18 protein-coding genes and 2 pseudogenes are annotated in these 18,475 nt (G+C 50.5%); 1 reads left to right on the forward strand and 19 read right to left on the reverse strand.

All coding sequences use genetic code 11. From position 1 onward, the window contains the following. Position 1 precedes the first annotated feature (1 nt). The 13 genes and pseudogenes from traN to OGY15_RS24425 form a co-directional block, all read right to left on the reverse strand. Positions 2-985 carry an IncI1-type conjugal transfer protein TraN gene (traN, locus tag OGY15_RS24365; RefSeq protein ID WP_001191880.1) on the reverse strand — a complete coding sequence of 328 codons (984 nt, stop codon included), beginning with the start codon at positions 983-985 and terminating at the stop codon, positions 2-4. Positions 986-995: 10 nt separating this feature from the next. After that, complete coding sequence (locus OGY15_RS24370) at positions 996-1,688, reverse strand: DotI/IcmL family type IV secretion protein (RefSeq protein ID WP_000138552.1); 693 nt, start codon at positions 1,686-1,688, stop codon at positions 996-998. Next, on the reverse strand, positions 1,685-2,032 hold the full coding sequence (locus OGY15_RS24375) for a conjugal transfer protein (protein ID WP_001055900.1): 348 nt from the start codon (positions 2,030-2,032) through the stop codon (positions 1,685-1,687). The genes OGY15_RS24370 and OGY15_RS24375 overlap by 4 nt, the downstream gene beginning before the upstream one ends. Before the next feature lie 17 nt (positions 2,033-2,049). Beyond that, on the reverse strand, positions 2,050-5,817 hold the full coding sequence (locus OGY15_RS24380; RefSeq protein WP_001141524.1) for an LPD7 domain-containing protein: 3,768 nt from the start codon (positions 5,815-5,817) through the stop codon (positions 2,050-2,052). A gap of 89 nt (positions 5,818-5,906) precedes the next feature. Then, entirely contained in the window at positions 5,907-6,458 is a 552-nt protein-coding gene (locus tag OGY15_RS24385) for a phospholipase D family nuclease (RefSeq protein WP_000014585.1), read from the reverse strand. A gap of 14 nt (positions 6,459-6,472) precedes the next feature. Further along, positions 6,473-6,763, reverse strand: a complete 291-nt coding sequence (locus OGY15_RS24390; protein ID WP_001299214.1) for a hypothetical protein — start codon at positions 6,761-6,763, stop codon at positions 6,473-6,475. Next, positions 6,760-7,908, reverse strand: coding sequence for a plasmid transfer ATPase TraJ (gene traJ / locus OGY15_RS24395; RefSeq protein ID WP_001024968.1), 1,149 nt, complete (start codon positions 7,906-7,908; stop codon positions 6,760-6,762). The genes OGY15_RS24390 and traJ overlap by 4 nt, the downstream gene beginning before the upstream one ends. Beyond that, the gene (gene traI, locus OGY15_RS24400) at positions 7,905-8,723 is read right to left on the reverse strand and encodes an IncI1-type conjugal transfer lipoprotein TraI (protein WP_000646093.1); all 819 of its coding nucleotides are present in this window, start codon (positions 8,721-8,723) and stop codon (positions 7,905-7,907) included. The genes traJ and traI overlap by 4 nt, the downstream gene beginning before the upstream one ends. Next, positions 8,720-9,178: an IncI1-type conjugal transfer lipoprotein TraH gene (traH, locus tag OGY15_RS24405; RefSeq protein WP_001079806.1), complete on the reverse strand. Its 459-nt coding sequence runs from the start codon at positions 9,176-9,178 to the stop codon at positions 8,720-8,722. The genes traI and traH overlap by 4 nt, the downstream gene beginning before the upstream one ends. 394 nt (positions 9,179-9,572) lie before the next feature. Beyond that, entirely contained in the window at positions 9,573-10,157 is a 585-nt protein-coding gene (locus tag OGY15_RS24410) for a histidine phosphatase family protein (protein ID WP_000977522.1), read from the reverse strand. A 59-nt stretch (positions 10,158-10,216) separates the two neighbouring features. Further along, on the reverse strand, positions 10,217-11,419 hold the full coding sequence (locus tag OGY15_RS24415) for a conjugal transfer protein TraF (RefSeq protein WP_000976355.1): 1,203 nt from the start codon (positions 11,417-11,419) through the stop codon (positions 10,217-10,219). An 85-nt stretch (positions 11,420-11,504) separates the two neighbouring features. Continuing rightward, positions 11,505-12,329, reverse strand: a complete 825-nt coding sequence (traE, locus tag OGY15_RS24420) for a conjugal transfer protein TraE (protein ID WP_001238934.1) — start codon at positions 12,327-12,329, stop codon at positions 11,505-11,507. 150 nt (positions 12,330-12,479) lie between these two features. Then, positions 12,480-12,581 (reverse strand): annotated as a pseudogene (locus tag OGY15_RS24425) (shufflon-specific DNA recombinase); the annotation flags it as partial. On the opposite strand from OGY15_RS24425, the pseudogene OGY15_RS24430 reads away from it, so the two are divergent. Continuing rightward, a pseudogene (locus OGY15_RS24430) lies at positions 12,576-12,833 on the forward strand (zinc ribbon domain-containing protein); the annotation flags it as partial. The pseudogenes OGY15_RS24425 and OGY15_RS24430 overlap by 6 nt on opposite strands. Before the next feature lie 56 nt (positions 12,834-12,889). Here the strand turns inward: OGY15_RS24430 and pilV are convergent. The 6 genes from pilV to OGY15_RS24460 form a co-directional block, all read right to left on the reverse strand. Further along, complete coding sequence (pilV, locus tag OGY15_RS24435) at positions 12,890-14,083, reverse strand: shufflon system plasmid conjugative transfer pilus tip adhesin PilV (RefSeq protein ID WP_001168170.1); 1,194 nt, start codon at positions 14,081-14,083, stop codon at positions 12,890-12,892. A 17-nt stretch (positions 14,084-14,100) separates the two neighbouring features. Further along, positions 14,101-14,727, reverse strand: a complete 627-nt coding sequence (locus tag OGY15_RS24440) for a prepilin peptidase (RefSeq protein ID WP_000939938.1) — start codon at positions 14,725-14,727, stop codon at positions 14,101-14,103. A gap of 15 nt (positions 14,728-14,742) precedes the next feature. Further along, positions 14,743-15,228, reverse strand: a complete 486-nt coding sequence (locus OGY15_RS24445) for a lytic transglycosylase domain-containing protein (RefSeq protein WP_001080767.1) — start codon at positions 15,226-15,228, stop codon at positions 14,743-14,745. Between the two features lie 44 nt (positions 15,229-15,272). Continuing rightward, entirely contained in the window at positions 15,273-15,809 is a 537-nt protein-coding gene (locus OGY15_RS24450; RefSeq protein WP_000111522.1) for a type 4 pilus major pilin, read from the reverse strand. 61 nt (positions 15,810-15,870) lie between these two features. Further along, on the reverse strand, positions 15,871-16,965 hold the full coding sequence (locus OGY15_RS24455) for a type II secretion system F family protein (RefSeq protein ID WP_000697154.1): 1,095 nt from the start codon (positions 16,963-16,965) through the stop codon (positions 15,871-15,873). Between the two features lies 1 nt (position 16,966). Continuing rightward, positions 16,967-18,475: a GspE/PulE family protein gene (locus OGY15_RS24460; protein ID WP_000880806.1), complete on the reverse strand. Its 1,509-nt coding sequence runs from the start codon at positions 18,473-18,475 to the stop codon at positions 16,967-16,969.

Consider the following 18,475-nt stretch of genomic DNA (forward strand, 5'->3'; position numbering starts at 1 on the left):
ATTACTCCAGTTCTGGTGTCACGTGAACGGACTGGCCATTCACAGAGAAAGTCAGTAGTGGGGTGACGGGAAGCTTCCAGAGATGAGTTCCGTCGGCGGAGGACAAGGTCTGTTCAAATTCATCGCGCAACATCGCCCGGGAACGAACCAGAAGGTCATCGCCGTGTTGCCAGATCGTTGTATCCGGGACATTACCTGTGAATTTCAGCCTCTTAACTGAAGGGTCCCGGGGAGGAATACCATCAAGAAATGCCTGTAATGTTGCATCATGCAGGGCGATTTTATCCGTCGGGATGGAGACAACCGGGCTGGTTGGTCCCTGCCGTGGTATTCGCAGATCCAGACGACTGTCCATTTCCTGACTGGATGACGGCGTATCTGTTTCGCCACTGGTTACGTTCAGGATGACCGGTACCGACAGACCTTTCAGGTAGACAGAAATGTTTCCGGATGCCCATGGCCGCAATGGTGTGATTGTCACCATGTTCCCGTTGTACTGCACATCAAAGAGTTTTGGTGCCGCGTTATAAGGAGGATCGGATTGTGGCCATGGTGAACCGTTGATATCGGTAAATGTCACCACGCTCAGGTTGTTCATGGCTGTGCGAACAAGAGGAAGGCTGGCACCGGGGGACAGATTAACTGTCAGAGAGCTGATACGGGGTACAACACTGGTGATGGGCGCATTGATGGCCCGCTCGTTATCCGCCATGAGACTGCGTAGTGAGCGAATTTCATCGGCGGAGAGCTCAGAATCAAGTCTTGCCGCATCCTGTACCAGCGGGCTGGCCTGCCCGGGGGCAGGCAGCTCACCTTTTACCAGTGTTGCCGGAACACCTCCGGTGTTTTGGGAGGCATTCTGAACGTGATCGCTGGCAGAATTTGTCGTTTGTGGTGTGCGTGCGTTCTGCCATCCTGCGTTATCGGCAGACGTGGCGGCGCTGCACACCAGGAGCAGTGTGCTCAGTAAATAACGTGATTGCATATTACTTATCTCAGGAGTTCGGTCCGGCGTTACGGGAGATCATCTGCCGGATTTCCATACCGGATGGTTTCAGTCTGGGGTCAACACGCTGGATGGTGATTTCGAAAACAAAAGACTGTTCTGGCTTGCTGGTTGTCTGGCCGACCAGACGCATACGGACAGGATACTGGAATGTCCAGAACCATACGCCGTCGGACATTTGTCCCTGTCGTACCAGAACGCCAGCACCTGTCGTGGCGGTCAGATTCATCTTCTCTTTCTTGATCGTCTCCAGAATGTTAGATGCCTGTAATGCATTCACATATCCGACAAAACCTTCGTCAGAAAAACGCGGAGACAGGGAGGAGATCTGTGAACGATAGTGCACAAAATCCAGGTTGAATGCGGTCGCCAGTGCCTGGCTGCCAAAGGCCATTGCATCATTCTGACTCCATGCTGGCTGACTTGTTGGTGCCAGCCTGACCAGACGACCATTGTCTGTAGCGAAATATTCGCGCTCCACATTCGTTGAGTGCCAGTACTGAATGGCGTTACCAGTAATACTGATAAGAAGACATGTGCCCGTACATAAAAGCGCTTTTATCAGCGCAGGGACATTATTTGCCCGCTGTTCTGACTGCTTCATAGCCCTGATTGTGCTCTTCAGTATTTCCGGGTCAGGTGCCGGATGTGATGGCGAGGATGGCTCGGTATTTTCGGTCATAGGTTGTAGTCCTTCCAGGGATCAATATTCCCCGGCAGCTTTTCATTCACCTTGTCCACGACCGCGTCGCAGACCTGGTTTTCCAGCTGCGACAGAATGTCGTCAAGGCTGGGGAACTGGGGGAGGTTTATGCTGATTTTTTTGATTCGTGACAGACAGGACTGCAGGGATGAGGAAACATCGTTTTCACGTTGTGACCATGCATCCGCAGCTGCACGTGCTCGCTCATATCCTGTATTACTACCGGCCTGTGCCGCGCTACCCGCACGACAGGTTGCAGCACTTGCCGTGGATGAAATCAGGATAAGGCCGAGCACGGCAACCAGAGACTTATGCATGTTCATATGGCTTCCTTACCGGCTCATCGGCCGGGGCTGTGGGAGAGATCCTGATGCAGAGTTTTTTCCTGCCTGTCCTCCGGCTTTTGGCTGTTGGACCACTGCTGCCATGACTGCTCGAAGCCCAGGTTCCGGTACAACGCATCAGGTTGTTTTTCCGGCGTGTAGACAGCAGCAAAAAGCGGTTCTTCCCGGGTTTTCAGATGAAACTGCATAAGCTCCGGTGCGGGGCGATTCGTGCTGTCAGCATCGTGGTTTACCGCTTCACCATAACCTGCAAAGCGTAAACCTTTGTCGGTCAGCGCATTGATAACCAGCTGACTGTTGTCGGCTGATGGGGTGGCCAGTGCCGGATACAATGTGCCGTTCAGCCGGACCACACCCTGCAGATGTTCATCGGCACTCTGGACAAGTAGCAGGTTGAGTTCACGCGTATCCTTATCCACTGATCCCAGAACAGGTGTCAGCTTGTCAGGGGCTGCGCTGGTTATTTCTGTTACCTGATTTGCGTTCTGTGGCGCGGAGACCGGATGTCGGTCTTCACCGATAAACAGATGTGAGCCGACGTTTTCTGGCATACGTAACGCTTTCATCTCTTCGGGCCACCCCTGGCTGATTTGCGCAGCCACTTTCATAAAGGTTTCGACCGGAATCGCCTGAATACGCTGACCTTTATCCGGATTATCATGTGATACCGAGATCCCGTTGGTAACTGACTCCATGGACCACTTATTCCGGAAACGTGCTTTTTGCTCTCCCGGGAGGATGAATTGTTCGCGGTTCTGAAGTGTCAGTGTCACCACGTCACCTTTCTGATGGTTTTTGACCAGACTTCCCAGTTGTTCCCCCCAGTAGAGTTTGCTGCCACTGCGGTTTTTAAGCTCAACAAAGAAACTCTCTCCTTTGCCGGGTGCATATTCAGCACGACCAAAATTGTGCAGTACGGCAGTCACGCTCTCTCCCGGGCGAAGTTTTCCTGGTGGTTCTTCACCTGGTGCTGCATCTGCCGTTTTGCCTGGTTCAGCCGGTGATGATGCAGGAGCGGTGCTGACGGTTGATGCTTCAGGGGCAGCAGGAGACGCCGGGGATTGTGTGGCTTCTTTTTCCTGAACGGGGTCAGGGACAGCCGGTTGTTCAGGGATATTCCGGTTAAGTTCCGGTGTTGGCTGATGGGTGACAACAGCATCCTTACTGACAGCCATTTCCTTGCGTAATTTTTCTAGTTCAGCCCGTTGATCTGGCAATTTCATCCGGACATCGATGTTGTGCTCGATAATCAACTGCATTGCTTTTTGCTTAAAGGCATCACTGCCCGTCAGCTCTATGACGCCCCCATAAAATTTGGTGGCCACAGCAAGTGCGGCCAGAACGCTGCGATCGTCATTGCTGGCACCGTTGACCATTTCCAGTCGGTTTACCCGGTCAATGAAGGCAGGTTTGCCATCCAGTTTGTACAGGACGGTTCTGTCTGCTCGTTTTTCCCAGTCAAGCTCTTTAAGAATTTCGTCCATGTTGAGCGATATCGGTGCATCAGAACGTTCCGGGGCGTAGACAATACTGTCAGGTATCGGTGGAGTCGTCGTGGTTTCCGCTGAGGGCGTGGGATCACTGTTCTCATGCGCCTGTGAATCCGTTTTTTTACGCGTAAAAAGGCCACGCGCTTTGTCGAGAAACGATGAAGTATTATCAGAAGGTGATGTGCTCTGAACAGGTTGCTGCGGAGTGGGTTCATCCCGGACAGCCGGTTCTATAGTGGCTGTTGTGGCCTGAAGTTCTGACTCATCTGCCTGAACGTGGCCTGTGTCCGGTTGCGACGGCATATCACTGTTTTCCTGCAGATGCTCAGGATTTTCATTGTTCATCAGCTCCTGATATGCGCTGTAGTCTTCGTATTCTTCGGGGCCATCTGACTCAGGAAGGAACGGCTCTGGCTGAAGGGGAATGTCTTCAGTTACATGGCTGACCGCCTCTTCCCGGGGAGTATCCGGGGATATTCCGGTGCTTTGTTTGTCATCAGGCTCCGTCATCACGGTCATTTCCTCTTTGACTGCATCAGGGGAAGGTGATGGCTCGGCTGATTCATTCATGGTTTCAGATGAGGGACTGTCTTCAGGGGATGCGGTGGTGGCAGCAGGGGCCGGTATTTCAGGTGAAGTGCCGGATTCCTGTTGTGACTCGTTTTTTTCCGGTTGTGACAGTTCGGCTTCAAATTCACGCCAGTCTTTATCTGTGGCCACCGAGACAACTTTTTCCGGAGGTTCCGCCGGATGAGCGGGTTCATCAGGGGCAGACGCCGTTGTACTTTCCGGGGACGCCGGTGATTCTGCAGGGGAGTCCTGAACTACAGAGCTTTCCGTTTGCGCCTGAACGTTATCAGCGTGCCGCTCATCTTTGCCGTTATTTTCAGTGGCGTGACTGGTAAATGACTGTGTTTCATCATCAATGTTACTGCTGGAAGCAGCTGGTTGTTCCTGCTGCGTGGCGGACGGCAGAGAAGGTCCCTGGTCATGGCTGTGCCCTGTATCGGGTGATGTTTCAGGATATTCTGTCGGAGTCATGGTTTTTTCCTCAGTGTGGACCGGTGTAAAAACGAGGTTGCCTATCACCAGTGCCTCGCGCATTTCCGGGGTGTTACTGTTGGGGGTGGAAACCCCGATGTGTTCTAACTGGGCGTTGATGACATGCTGAAAAGCGGCCCGTCCCCGGCTTGCGTCCAGGTCATTGAAATCGGTCAGCCCCTGCGCTTTTTCGGCATCGGTGAACGCAGGAAAGATGACCGATCCTCCTGTCAGTTCTGCGGCTTTTGTTGCACTGACGATACCTTTGTTAACCTGGCGTGCATGATCGTTATCGGCACAGAAGATAAAGGGGCTTTGCTTCCACAATTGCCGGACATTTTCTGCTATGGAAATCATGTTGCCGGCATCCACGGTCATCAGCACCGGAAGCCCGGTTGCTTCGTGCAGGGAGGCCGCAGTGGCGTAGCCCTCGGCAAACAGTATTGGCTGGCCGTTGCGTGGTGTACCCAGCGCAAACCAGTTACCGGTTTTCTCAGAATCTTTCAGGATGCGGGCATCTTTCCCGCCAGTGACCGGAATACGCTGGTAAGAGCGTATCGCGCCGTTACGGTTACTGAAGGGAATAACCAGTTCATTCTGGTTGTTGATTCGTACACCTGGAGCAGCCTGAATGCCTTTTCGTGTCAGGTATTCATGTGCTGTGGCCTGCGGCCATTTGTTGACATAGCGGCGGGCATACGCTGCCTGTCTGTTGTACTGTGCTTTCAGTTCCCGTTCAGCGTCTTCCTTGCGTTGCAGCGAATACGCCTTCAGGTGAAGCTTTGCCTGTGGATCGGTTTGTTTACCGCCGGAAAATACCCATTTGGTGGGACTGTTATCGTTGCTGCGGTAATCCCGATACCAGCCAGAAGGGCGTCCGTCCAGAAAGGCTTTGTATGCACCACTTTTTTCTCCTTTCCGATCTTCTGTTGTGGATACACGGTGAATTTTGCCATCCATGACAGGAAGTTCATTCAGTACCAGTCCTGCTTCTTCCAGTTTCTGGGCAAATTCGCTGACGGGATCAGCTGCATCTGTTGAGATTTCGTGTGGTCGTGGACGCCATCGGTCCAGTAATGACAGATCTGCACCCGGGCGGGCAAACCAGAGTTTGTGCTCCTTGTCCCAGATGACGGGGCTACGTCCTTCCATCAAAGGATGTGCTTTTTTGAGATCTTCTATTTCATCTGCAGGCACGGCAAGCCAGGTGCGATAGCGGGATACAGACGGCATGAGTGCTTCTCCTGAAAAAAGACGGAAAAAAACCACCGCCGGAAGCCGGGGGTGGCTGGGGGGATAGAAAATCGGGGGAGAAATGTTTGTCAGGGTCTCCAGTCTGTACCCTTATTCCAGCGATCCTGCCAGTGTTCAAGATATTGTGCGGCTACATCCGGCATATTCTTAAGCACAACGACATTCTCTGAATTCTTGCGTGAAGCAGCACGAGAGAAGTTATAGGAGCCGGTTTCAACCGTGTTTCCGTCAACTATGATGACTTTGTCGTGATGGATGGGGAAGGCATCTACAGTCCGGAGAGGAATGTCCAGCAGGTTGATATATTTCATCGCTTCCTGACTTGCCCGGTTCGTATTCCCCTTGTCATCAACAACAATACGGACGTCCACTCCGCGTTTTTTCGCTTTTGCCAGCGCATGCATTACATCCGGGTCGGTGAAGGAATATGCCATCATCCTGATGGAGCTTTCCGCACTGTTGATTGTGTCAAGCACCAGAGCGGATGCGCTTCCTTCAGGAGAAAAGCCGACCTTCACGGATGGCGTGTCGATCATTGCAAACGATGGTGTCGTGAACAGTAACGGGCATGCCAGTAGCGATACCCGGAGCAGAGTAACGATAGTTTTTTTACCTGACATAAAGACTCCAGAATTTAATCGAGGCCAGTCCAGTCTCGTGGTGATTCCGTATGGTGGCGATACCACCATGGACGACCGGAGGCGATGGCCCCTCTCAGAATGCTGAAAATGCGAGTACAGATCGTCCTGACAGTCCAGCCTGAACGGTCGAGAATAACGAAAAATAAAATGATGCCGGTGCAAATCCAGAAGGTTGTTTTGGAGGGAAAGGGGCATATAAACAGATAAATCATGGTGAACGGCAGAGGTACGCCCTGGATGTTGACTGGCGGTGTTGCATATCGCCAGAAACCTTCTCTTTTCATGACCGTAACTCCCCTGGCGGGATAAAAAGAATCGCTTCTCTTCGGTCAACTTCATTCCGGATATACATTTCCAGAATCTGGTCCCGGATACGGCGCTTCTCCTGCCGGATTATGGCATCAATGTGATGCCCCCACTCTGCATGCGGCATTCCGGAAAGATTGTCGCGAAGCTCATCGTTAATGACGATATATTCCCGGACGGCTTTACGACCACCGTCATTTGTTCTGACCAGAACCTGAACCAGAATGAACTGCAACAGTGACAGGACAGCCCAGGCCATCGAATCCCTGATGACAGGGGGAAACAGCCCAAGAATACGTGCCAGCGTTTCACCAGGAGATTTTGTATGCATGGTGCTCAGGCAGTAATGTCCGGTGTTGCCTGCCTGTACCGCTGCGTCGGCGGTTTCGTTATCCCTGATCTCACCAACACCGATAATTTCGGGATTACGTCGTACAGCAGAACGCAGTCCGGCAGCAAAACTGACCACATCACGCCCGATTTCTGCCTGATGCGGTGGGAGCAGATCGTTTTCATTTCCCAGGATATATTCCACCGGGTCTTCATATGTCACGATTTTGGCGTTGGGATAATTCTTCTTAATGTAACAGTACAGTGCTGCACACAGCGTTGATTTTCCTGACCCTGTTTCACCACATACAAATCCCAGACCGCTTTTGCAGACCATTGCTTCAAGCAGGTCTGGTTCAATGTTCATGGAGAGAATGTCCGGTATTTCTGTCGGGATGACACGCATGGTTATTGAGATTGCTTTCTCCTCCGCACCAGATGTGCCCTGAATGAGGTGAGAGCGTAACCGGATGCGTTCTCCGCGTTTAAGACCATAGCGCCCGGATGCATCCCCGTTAATCTGTATCGTCCTGTCAACCGGATTGCCTGCCAGAACGCGGGGAATGACTTCCCGACCGAACAGTGCATCAATCAGGGAGGACATGAGTGTGGTTGGTAACGTTGCACTGGAACAACGCACCCGTCGGCCAAAGCGACTGACAGATACAGGTGACCCGCCGGTCAGATCCACATCACTGACTTTATGTGCGGCACACCAGACAAAGAAATGCCGTAGTTCATCTGCAGTGAAACGCTGAAACGGAAAAAGACCAAACTCATCAGGAATATTCATCGGGAGCCTCCTTCAGTGCCTATAAGCGGACGCCAGTGAGATTTCTGAAGATTGAATTCCGCATGATTTTTAAGGCGACGAACACGATCTCCAGTGACCAGTTTTTTCCCGTCACCTGTAACGGTTTGCATTTGATCAGAAACATCCGGACGGGTGATCATGCCCTGACGCCAGAGAAGTGAGTACAGCATCATGCCCCGGTAATCACGGGTGAGGGTTTTCTGGTTGGCTTCAAGCGTCAGGTCGGCGTTTTGTCTTCCTTCCTGCCATCCCTGCCGTAATGCGGTTTCCCACACTTTTCGTTGCACACTGTCTTCTGGAACGACGCTGCCTTCTGTACCCGGAGTGGCTGTTGTTGAAAGCCCCCGGAGAAGCCAGTCACGCCAGCCCGGTGGATTGCTGACAAAGCGTTCAGGGCGAATGATGCTCCAGACCCGGGAAGAGGTCCGGATTTGATCTGGCGTGATATGAGCTACGTCCTGTGCTTCATCAATAACCGGTGGTAGCCAGCCTTCCGGGCTAATCAGTGGCCGGAAATCGTATAAGGCATTAAGTGTGCTTTCCCGGGCGTTGAGCGCCTGAATCAGCTCCCATGAACGCTGAGCCTTGCCACCACGAAATCCAAGCGTTTTACCTGCGTCGGTCAGCATTTTCCAGCGTGTTTCTGACAGACTATCCGGCTTTTCACTTCGTGGTTTAAGCCATGCGTTAATGTCAGGTGGTGGCGTATTGACACCACCTGGCGAGATGGTAGGGGAAGAAGAACAACCAGTAAGCAGTATTACTGGCAAAATGAGAGAGGTGAGTGCTTTCATTTTTTCCGGTTCTCCGTCTGCATGAAGCTGACCTGTAACAGGCCCGGATATTGATGGATTGTTGCTCTCCAGGCAGTCTGGGCTTCAATAAGTCTCAACGTATTGGAAAACGTCATATCCCGGACGTGAAGGTTGACTGGTAACGGCAGGCGGACACCATTGTAGTTAAACTGCATCCCCCTGACTCTGGCCAGTTCGTTCAGTAATTCAATTGCATCACCTTCCCAGTCAAAGGAAAGGCGATCGCTGTTAGCTGTCAGAATATGAGACCCCGTTGAAACCGGAAGTTGGCCGGAAAACACACCTTTGTCCCATAATGTGTACTGAGTGTGCCGGGTAACCGCCACATCAGAGGCAGCACCGTAGTTACGCGGAACAGGAGTATGCTGAGAAGGGGAGTTGCAGCCAGCCAGAAAAAGGGCGGCAAGACACCCCGCAGGTATAATACGGTTCATAATAATTCCTGAGCAGTTAAATCAGAATGGGATATACCGGTGCTCCGGTACAGACAGGATGATGTTTGTTTCCGGTTATACTTGCGTTACCGGAAATAAATGCCAGTGTGGCCAGGTAAATAGCCTCATAGTTTACTGAAGGTGATTATTCCTGATACTGGCTGGTTGATGTGTCGTCAGACATAAAACGAATATGAGCGTAATCTTTAACGCTCCGCGCCGAATCGATCCATGATGGATGACTCGACGATTTATGAATCGAACGTACCGGCGCTTGTCCCTGAAACAGTTCCCGGCCCTCGTCCGGATAACCTGCAATTCAGACAGGCACATGTGCCCGTACACTCTTGTATCTTACTGAGTATATCAGAATTTATGTAAATTCAAATATCCTCTATGCCTCTTTGTTGTATTTTCCGTCAAGTATGAGCCGGGTGCCATCGTAATGCATGATCAGGGCATCAAGGTACGCCGGTTTGAATTTCTTGCCGAGCCTATCTCTGGCCAGAAATGATAAACAATGATTATGTGTCATTATTACTATGTTCCTTTTATGAGATTCTCTTGCGATTGATTCAAGCGTCTTATAAAGATCATTATTGCAGTCTGATAAACTGTCCATAACGACGGGTTCTTTACCGGAGAAGAATTTTGCAGTTTGTATGGTTCTTACCGCATTGCTGGAGTAAATATCATATTCACTGAAGATTGTTGCGAACTTAATACCTTCCTGCTGTGCTTTCTCTGTACCGGTAATAGTGATTCCGCTTTTATCCGAATAGCAGGGCATATCTGAACGGTCGCAACGTTCTCCATGGCGGAAAAGGAAAATAACGGTGTTATCAGCATTAATTTCTTTTGCCTGTTCCAGGGTGATATCGGGAAGCGAGCTTTTTGCTTTTGTCACTGCCGCTACCAGGAAAACAGAAAATAAAAGAATGAATGCTGTTTTTGAATAAGAAGAACGTGGTTTCATCATGTTATTTAAACTGAATATAAAAATACCCCCGGGTTTAGTGCCGGGGGCGGGGACAGTAATCAGAAAGTGAACTGAAGTTGTGCCATTGCACCGTAATCGTGGTCAGTTCCTACCAGGCCGGAAACATCGATATGTACGACGTCAAATGGAGAGATACCAACGCCAGCGGTGAAGGCGCTTCCGGAGTTTGATGCCATGTTCTGACGATAACCGGCACGCAATTGCGCCCATTTCCATGCGTTAAATTCAGCACCAACACTTGCAAACTGACGTTTGCTGTCAGAAGTGAAGCCACTGGCAGGAGTCAGATCAATGTCAAGAGCAGTGGTAAACAGGTCATTGTGCCAGGATACACCGGCGGTTGCCTGCGGACGAACTTTGAAGGTTTCTTTAAAGCCATTGACGACTTTAGTATCAATACTGCGTGGAATGATGTTCTGGGCAACAAGACCGACAGTCCAGTTGTCATTCAGGTCTGTATAAGCACCAATATCGGCGTTGAATCCGTTTTTCGTGTTGTGGTACTTGTCACCGCCAAAATCGTCTTTGTCGTAATCACGAACCGTTACGTTGTAGTTAAACAGGTCCACACGCTGATATTTTGGTGTGACGCCAAGAGACCATTTTTGTCCGGCCGTTTCCAGTTCTTTGGCAAATGAAATTCCGACGTCGGTAATTACAGCTGCACGCCCGAATGCGCGTGAGGTCAGGGCATTCTTATCGACGTCGGTAATTGTTCCATTGGCAACTTTGTCCAGATAATCCAGGTCTGCATCGTTTACTTTTCCGTTTACGCTGACAGTTCCGTAAGACTTGACCATAAGGGCAAACGGCAGAGTGTCATTTGCCATGGCTGCTACAGCTGATACACCTACCTGAGCATCTGCATTGATATTGCGGAACTCCTGCAGACGATGTTTAAGATTTGCCGCTGCCTGTTGTACGCCATGCTGGTTATCTACAGCACTGTCAAACAAATCCCAGTCATCTTTAACATCATCAGCTTTATTTGATACATCATCAGGATCAGCAACTTGTGCCCCAACAGACGGCAGAAGAAGGCTGAAATCATCATTGCTGTTGTGCTTTGTCAGTAAAGCCGGGTTTGCCAGAGGTGCCACACCATAATGGGAAGATGCTACCCCGGTGCCACCCATTGCATCGTTACGTGCTTCAAAATATGACGTCGCTGCTGCAGCGTTAAAGGAAAATAATACAGCAGATGCAATGATGGTGCGGGTAATATGATTTTTCTTCATCATTTAATTTCCTGTTTATCAGAATTTAGACAAAACAACGCTATGACACGGATGTGCCGTAATTTTTTACTTTTGTACTATCTGGTATTTACCAGGGTAATAAAGACGTATTAAATAAGCTAACAGGTAGTATTTGACCTGTAATAAGGTTCCCGGCAAGGCCAGGTCTCAACGTGACGCGTCGCAAAGACATTGTTGTATTCTGCCTGGTTGTATATTCAGTTAACCATTTTCTTTTTTCATCGTTCAGAAGTGTTGGTGATAATGATAGTGCCGGATATATTACAGAACCATTTGTTTCTTTTTTCTGTCTCAATATTACCCCGCAATATTCTCTTTTCGTGTTTCCTGCGAAGGGGAAACTATGCCAGAAAATAACTTCAGTGTTGCTGCTATCATTAATAAGCATTCTGAAATTATCAGCAGTATCTGGCCATTCACCGGACAACGCTATCGGATAGTTTTCATGGCCATTCAGCCAGTCCGGATTGAGATTAAAACATTCAGCAAGATGTTCGAGAGCGTCAGCTGAAAGATAGTCTGCAAGTCTGGCCGGGTCCTGTATAACCGTGGAGCGGATATTCCATGGCGACAGCAATGTTGCCAGTAATGGCGCATTTATATCATGCGACAGCATGATGTATTCAATTCTGCTTATTATGTTTCCTGTGGTGTTATCCGCAGGCATAAACATATTATGAAGAGCATCCTCAAGCAGGATTCGGGTTAAATCAGCGGTGGATATGGCTAATTGTTCGCTCATTATCCCCAGAACTTCTCTTACCCCTTGTGGGTAACGGACCTGCAGAGGTGTCGGGTTTATCTGACGACCGTTGATGAGTTTTTCGCCGATTGCTTTTTTGTCCAGCGAGAGCATCATTCGGGCCGCAATACCGGTCGTATTCAGTCTCATTGTTCCTCCGACTGAAAAAGTCTTTTCAGCTCATGTGGTTATTGTATCTTCGGTGTTTTTTCTGGTGAAACGAATAATTTCGATCATGCAGATCGAATGTGTTTGGCGAGTTGTTGCAACTCACCTTTCTGTATGTGTTTTGAATGATGTTTACAGCGGGGTGCTGCCCGGGTTCAGAGGGCAAATCATAATGTAGTCAGGGTCGTTAACAGGTAACGCTCCGGGAGATGAGACACGTTCGCCACAAAAGGCGCTCACCTGGTAAAACTCGACCAGTGGTTTGCCAGTTCGAAAACGTGCCATTGTTGTGGTTACAAAATGCCGGAAATGCCACTTCATAAACGCATCTGGCGATGCCCTGAGTGTGGAGCAGAGCACGACCGCGATATCAATGCGGCACTCAACATCCGGCAAAAAGGAATACTGGAACTAAAGGCGGCGGGACTCGTCGTCTCTACCCATGGAGGCCAGCGTAAATCCGTCGCACAGACGGTTGCGGCCTGAGAAGTGGGAAGCCTCGCCCGACAGGGCGGGGAGCAGTCACTATTTGGATATCAAACTTAATTGAGCGTTACACACGACGCAATACAACCTGTCTTATGCTCGTATTTGTACCATTTGCGTGAACCTGCTGGGCTCTCAACTACCTGGCAGTAGTGGGCATCCTCTGCGTTGCCCATTCTGGCAATGGCACAGAAGTCGAATTGCCCCAGATAACCTGTGGTGGAAAGCTGAGTAACTTTGAGTTTTCCACCTATTGTCCGCCACGTACCGGATTGGCACGAAAGTATTGTCCCTTTGCTGTCGCGGCCTACAAGTCCATCTGGTGAACACTTTGTATTTGCTACGGCTGTTTTATCCAGCTGTAAATACTCACCTGTGGAAAGGCGACCGTCAGACCGGACTGTCCCCCCACTGACTTTTCCTCCTTTGATTTCCCCTGTGGTTATAATTCCTTTACCACCGACTGCGCGTATCCACTGGCTGTCTGTCATCGTAAAACCGCCACCATAGGTGATGTTCTTCCAGCCTTTATCATTTTTGGTGATTAACCAGCCGTTTTCGCTTGTAACATCACCTTTCAGTGTTGCACTTTGTCCATTGATGTTTCCTGCATTGTTCAGGTTGTTCCCTCCCATATTGATGGCCGTGTTCATCTGGTTCAGCTCCGGTCGTCCCGGTACCTGAAAGCGATACAGGCGATCGCTTTCCTGCAGGTCATCACCCATCATTACGATGGCGATGTGCCCGCCATTGCAGCTGAGTCCATAGTCGCCGGGTTTATCTGTCCATCCACCAAAAACACCGGTTGCTGTGCCATTTTTTCCTATAAATCCGCCCAGACCGGGGAGCAGGCTGGCGATACTGCGCAGGGCATCGTCTTTGATATTCTCCCCTCCGGTGGAGCAGGTCAGGGCCTCCAGACGACCGGTACTCGTATTACGACGGATGCCGGTGGTATAACTCTGCCCAAAGGGCGAGCGGTTAAGACCCTTCAGATATCCTTTCCGGATTAACTCATCCGCCGTGAAGGTGGCAGGAAGCGTTCCACTATGCAGGCGGGCATTGTTATCGGCGATGTAGGTCCTGGCTGCAGTATTGTAGGCATCTGCATGAAATGCGGCGCTCTGGTTGCGCATTTCATTCAGGTAGTCTTCAATGTAAGACCAGAACAGCGGCATGAGCAGGCTGATGACAACCAGTCCCCCCAGAATTTCAAGAAGTGCAAAACCTTTATCGTTGTCTTTTTGCATAGTCGTTCCCTCCGGTATTACCAAAGGCCACCGGGATAAAAAGTAAATGCGTACTGTGATGCGCAGAGAAACGGCCCAAAGGGAAGTTCTCTGGTAATGCGTTGTTGTCTGTTACACCGCAGATAAAGTAAGGCTCCGCCTGCTGCCGTCGCGACAATCCAGGGGATGTCTCCCGGCGGGGACCAGATGGCAATACCGGCAATCAGAAAAACATCGCCCAGGCCTATGGTTTCTGTTTTCCTGCGGTAAGAGGTGTATTGCCTGAACAGAAGCAACAGCAGGAACCAGAACCCTGCACTGCACAGGCCTGTCAGCCAGTCTCCCTGCCAGAGACGAAATGCGCTGCCGCTTATCAGATACATGACGGTGAAGGGCCGGGGAAGACGGCAGGATGCAGCATCCGTCAGGGTCATCAGTGTCATACATCCGGTCATTATCGTCATAAACAGCACCCCGACAGCGCTGTCATTCTGATAAAGACGCAGGATAATGGCGGCAGCTGCAAGCATCCCGCTCATCAGCGCCAGCCCATGGTGAGGGGGGCGGGCATTCATCCGGGAGAGTCGATAGCGACTCATCTGAACGGCCAGACACTGTATTACCACGGTTATGGCGACCAGCAGTGCCGGGATCATCTGGAGCATGGCAGTTCTCCCGGACTAACGTCCCTGCATGTAAGCGCTGTAAATCTGCCGGGCGTATTTCATCCGGCGGTGAGTGTTACTTTTACTGAAGCCGGCGTTATAACTGCCGAGGCATTCCCAGTTTACGCCGCATCGCTGAAAATGCCGGGCGAGGATCCATGCTCCGGTCTGAATATTCAGGCAGACATTATTCAACAGATCTTTCTCACTCCGGATAATGCCCATTTTTTTCAGCCCGGGAATATGTGTGGAGTTAATCTGCATTATCCCGTAATCGGTACTGATAATTTTTCCTCTGTCATTCCTGTTATGATTAATGGCCCGGGGATTCAGACTGCTTTCCCTGCGGGCAATAATTTTGAGTAATCCTGGATCAATGGAATAACGTTTTCCGGCGGTAATAAAACAACGATCATATTGTTTGTCCTGTGGGGATGCCTGTGCGGAAGGAAGTGAGCATAACAGTGAAAAAATCACTGTCAGGATAAATAACCTGTTCATACAGTGACCTTAAATAAAGCGCCCGGGCGGGCGCTGATGAATGATTAACTGTTGGTTTCCAGTTTGATAGTAGTTTTATCTGCGTTACATACTGTAGACGGGTCAACTTGATTCGTCACATTGCCGTTGATTTTTGTAAACATGGATGAACTGCGCAGGCTGGTGACCAGATCAATACAGTTTTTCTTCGGCACATTGCTGGATTCAATAACGTAGGAGTATTTATCTGAACTGACTTTGATGGTTACCGCACCACCCCAGGCATTTTTCGCCTTATTACCACCGGCGATCATATCGGCAGGCAGGCCACCACTTTCGGTCAGGATTTTGACGTAGTCAGTACCTGTATACTGCCCCTGGAATTTCTGGGCTTTCATTTTGGTGGCGATTGTCTGCAGGTTTTTGAGTTCCTTCTGGTTGTCTGAAGAGGACAGGGTATCGGACATAAGTCCCATCACGGCACCAATAACAATGGCAGCGACGACCAGAACACCGAGGACTTCCAGCAGGGTCATGCCTTTATCATCGTTCTGAAGGTGACGAATATTATGTTCTGAATACGAACAGGTTATGACGCTCATATTAGCTCCTGAGATTGGTAAAACAGAATTTGGATCGAGGGGAATATAAAGGATGCTGTGTTTACTGCTTCAGCATGTCACTGATGCCGTAAATGGCACTGACCATATTGATGATGAAGAGAAATACCAGCAGACCTGATATAGCAGTAATAATAATGCCGCTTTTTCTGACACTCTTTTTTGCTTCTTCCAGCCAGCGGTCTGCATAAAGCGCCATACTGGCAACACTGTCCTCCCTTTCTGAATTTAAAAGAAGATTATTCACACAGGATTTTGACGGAAAGTCATAACCACTGTTTTTCATGGCCAGTGCCAGTGACTGACCGGATAAGACATTTTTTCTGATAGCACTTATTCGTGATTTTAACCATCGGTTATGTTCTGCATGTTTTTCTATTCTGGTAAGGGCATGAGATAAAGGAATATTTATCTGCAGCATGGATGAAATATTAAAAAGGTAATTCACGCCATGGAATGTCTGATACAGGGACCACGGCGGGATGCGATCAAGATACCGTCGTCGGGGACCTTTATACAGACTGAATGACATCCTGATGAGAATTGCCAGCAGAAGCAGTCCAGCCAGCAGCCACAAACCATAACCGATAACCAGCTCGGAGGATTTGGCCAGAATGACCATCTGCACTGACCAGCGTTCTTCCGGTGCAAAGGCGCTGATCATCGGAATAACCCGGGTATGAACGTTATACATATTCACCACACAGAGCGTCAGCAGGATGAGCGGATAGAGGCAGACACTCACCAGACTGCTAATCATCTCCTGTCGTCCTTTTGCCGTTTTGACAACCTGAAACATGGCTTCAGCGATATCACCGCGCTCTTCACCGTTACGGATCAGGGCAATTTCATCTTTGGGTACCCAGTCCTTCAGGGCCGGAGAGAGCTGACCACTGCTGCGTATGCTGGCGATACAGTCTGTCGCCAGAAAATACAGGCCGGACTGCCCTTTCTTTTTACCAAAATCCGTTTCCACATCGCAGATGAACTCCAGTGCCCGCATAACCGGTGTGCCGTCCCGGATCATGCCTGCAAGGGACTCGTAAAACGTAGTCCGCCTGAACGTCTTTTTGCCCAGCCAGCGGTTAAGGCCGGACAGTTCCAGTTCCGTATTGTTGAGTCTTTCCAGAATTTTCATATCAGTGCAGCAGCGTATAGCTGTCCTCGTCTACAGGGGATATGTAATGCGCAGCCAGCGGATCGACCTGACCACTGTTGATTTTGCCCAGCAGGTGCTGATTTCGTGTCATACCGCCGAGCTCCCGGTGCCAGTAGGTTTTTGCCTCAATCCGGCCTTTTTCCCGGTAAATCTGGAAAAACTTCGCATCCGGGGAAATCACTTCTGCAATGACGGTCCGGCCGTTCACTCCACGCCAGCAGTGTGGGCAGCCGTTATGGTTACGAAGATACACGGCATCGGGCTGGCAGAAGTTTTCCACCAGGCGTCGTTCTTCATCCGTCCGGGAGCTCTCCACCTCATGCCAGGGGAGGCGGCAGTGGGGACATATCACCTGAACCAGACGCTGGCTGAGCAGGCCGATAAATAACTGCGGATCTGCAATCATCCTTGCCTGAACGCCCTCCATTTCCAGTCGCTCAAGAATATTTATCGGGTCGTTAGCATGAAGGGTGGTCAGCATCAGGTGACCGGTCATGGCGGCTTTTATCGCCGTGATGGCGGAGGCATGGTCACGTATCTCCCCGTTCAGGATAGCGTCAGGATCAAGGCGCAGGGCGGACTTAACAGAATCGACCCAGCCCTGAGCGGTATCCATAACGGCCGTCTGAATTGCACCGGGGATACGCCCCTCTGGTGGTGATTCTATTGTGAACAGACGTCGCCGGGGGAGCAGGATCCCTCCGGTATCGTTGAAGCCATACTGTTCCAGATAGGCGGCAGAAGCCGTCCTCAGCGTGGTGGATTTTCCGGAACCGGTGGGGCCAGAGAGGATCACGATGCCCTCCGGTCGCTGCAGCATCCTTCGGACAGCGCGCTCCTGCTCAGGGTGATACCCCAGCATACTGAATGTCGGTATATGCTGACTGTCATCCTTGATCAGACGCAGTACGGCATAGAGTCCGCCCACACACGGATAGTGGGAGTAGCGCGCACCAAACAGTCCGGCCAGTTTCAGGAATCTTTCAGCCAGACGGGCATCCTGGGGGACACCGGGATCAAACTGTGTTCCCTTTATGACGTCAGTCATTCCGGAATAGGTGGCCCCCAGTAATTCCAGCCCCTCATCTTTTCTGACGATATCGAGCAGCTCCAGCTCTCCGTGGACACGGGCCTCCAGATACGTGAAATCCGTACTGTCACGCCCCGGCGTGATGTGAAGATCTGAGGCGCTGAGGGTGGCCGCATGGCTGATATACCCGAGCATTTTTTGCTGTACGGGGTTAATTCCGTTTTCCACCCCGGAAATGACCGTCTCCTGCCTGAGTCGGGCGATCACATCAAGTGTGGTGAACTCAAACGGGGATACTTTACCCGGATAGCGGGAGCACAGGCGGGTCAGATAATCCTGGACGGCACGAAGGTGTTTTTTTCCTTCCACCACTCTGACACGAATTTGTCCTGTTTTATCTGTATCAACAACCACGTAATCCAGAATGTCATCAGGTGGCTGGTCTGCAGGTGCCAGCAT

The sequence above is a fragment of the Citrobacter sp. Cu231 genome (assembly GCF_030332265.1).
Lineage (GTDB): Bacteria > Pseudomonadota > Gammaproteobacteria > Enterobacterales > Enterobacteriaceae > Citrobacter > Citrobacter meridianamericanus.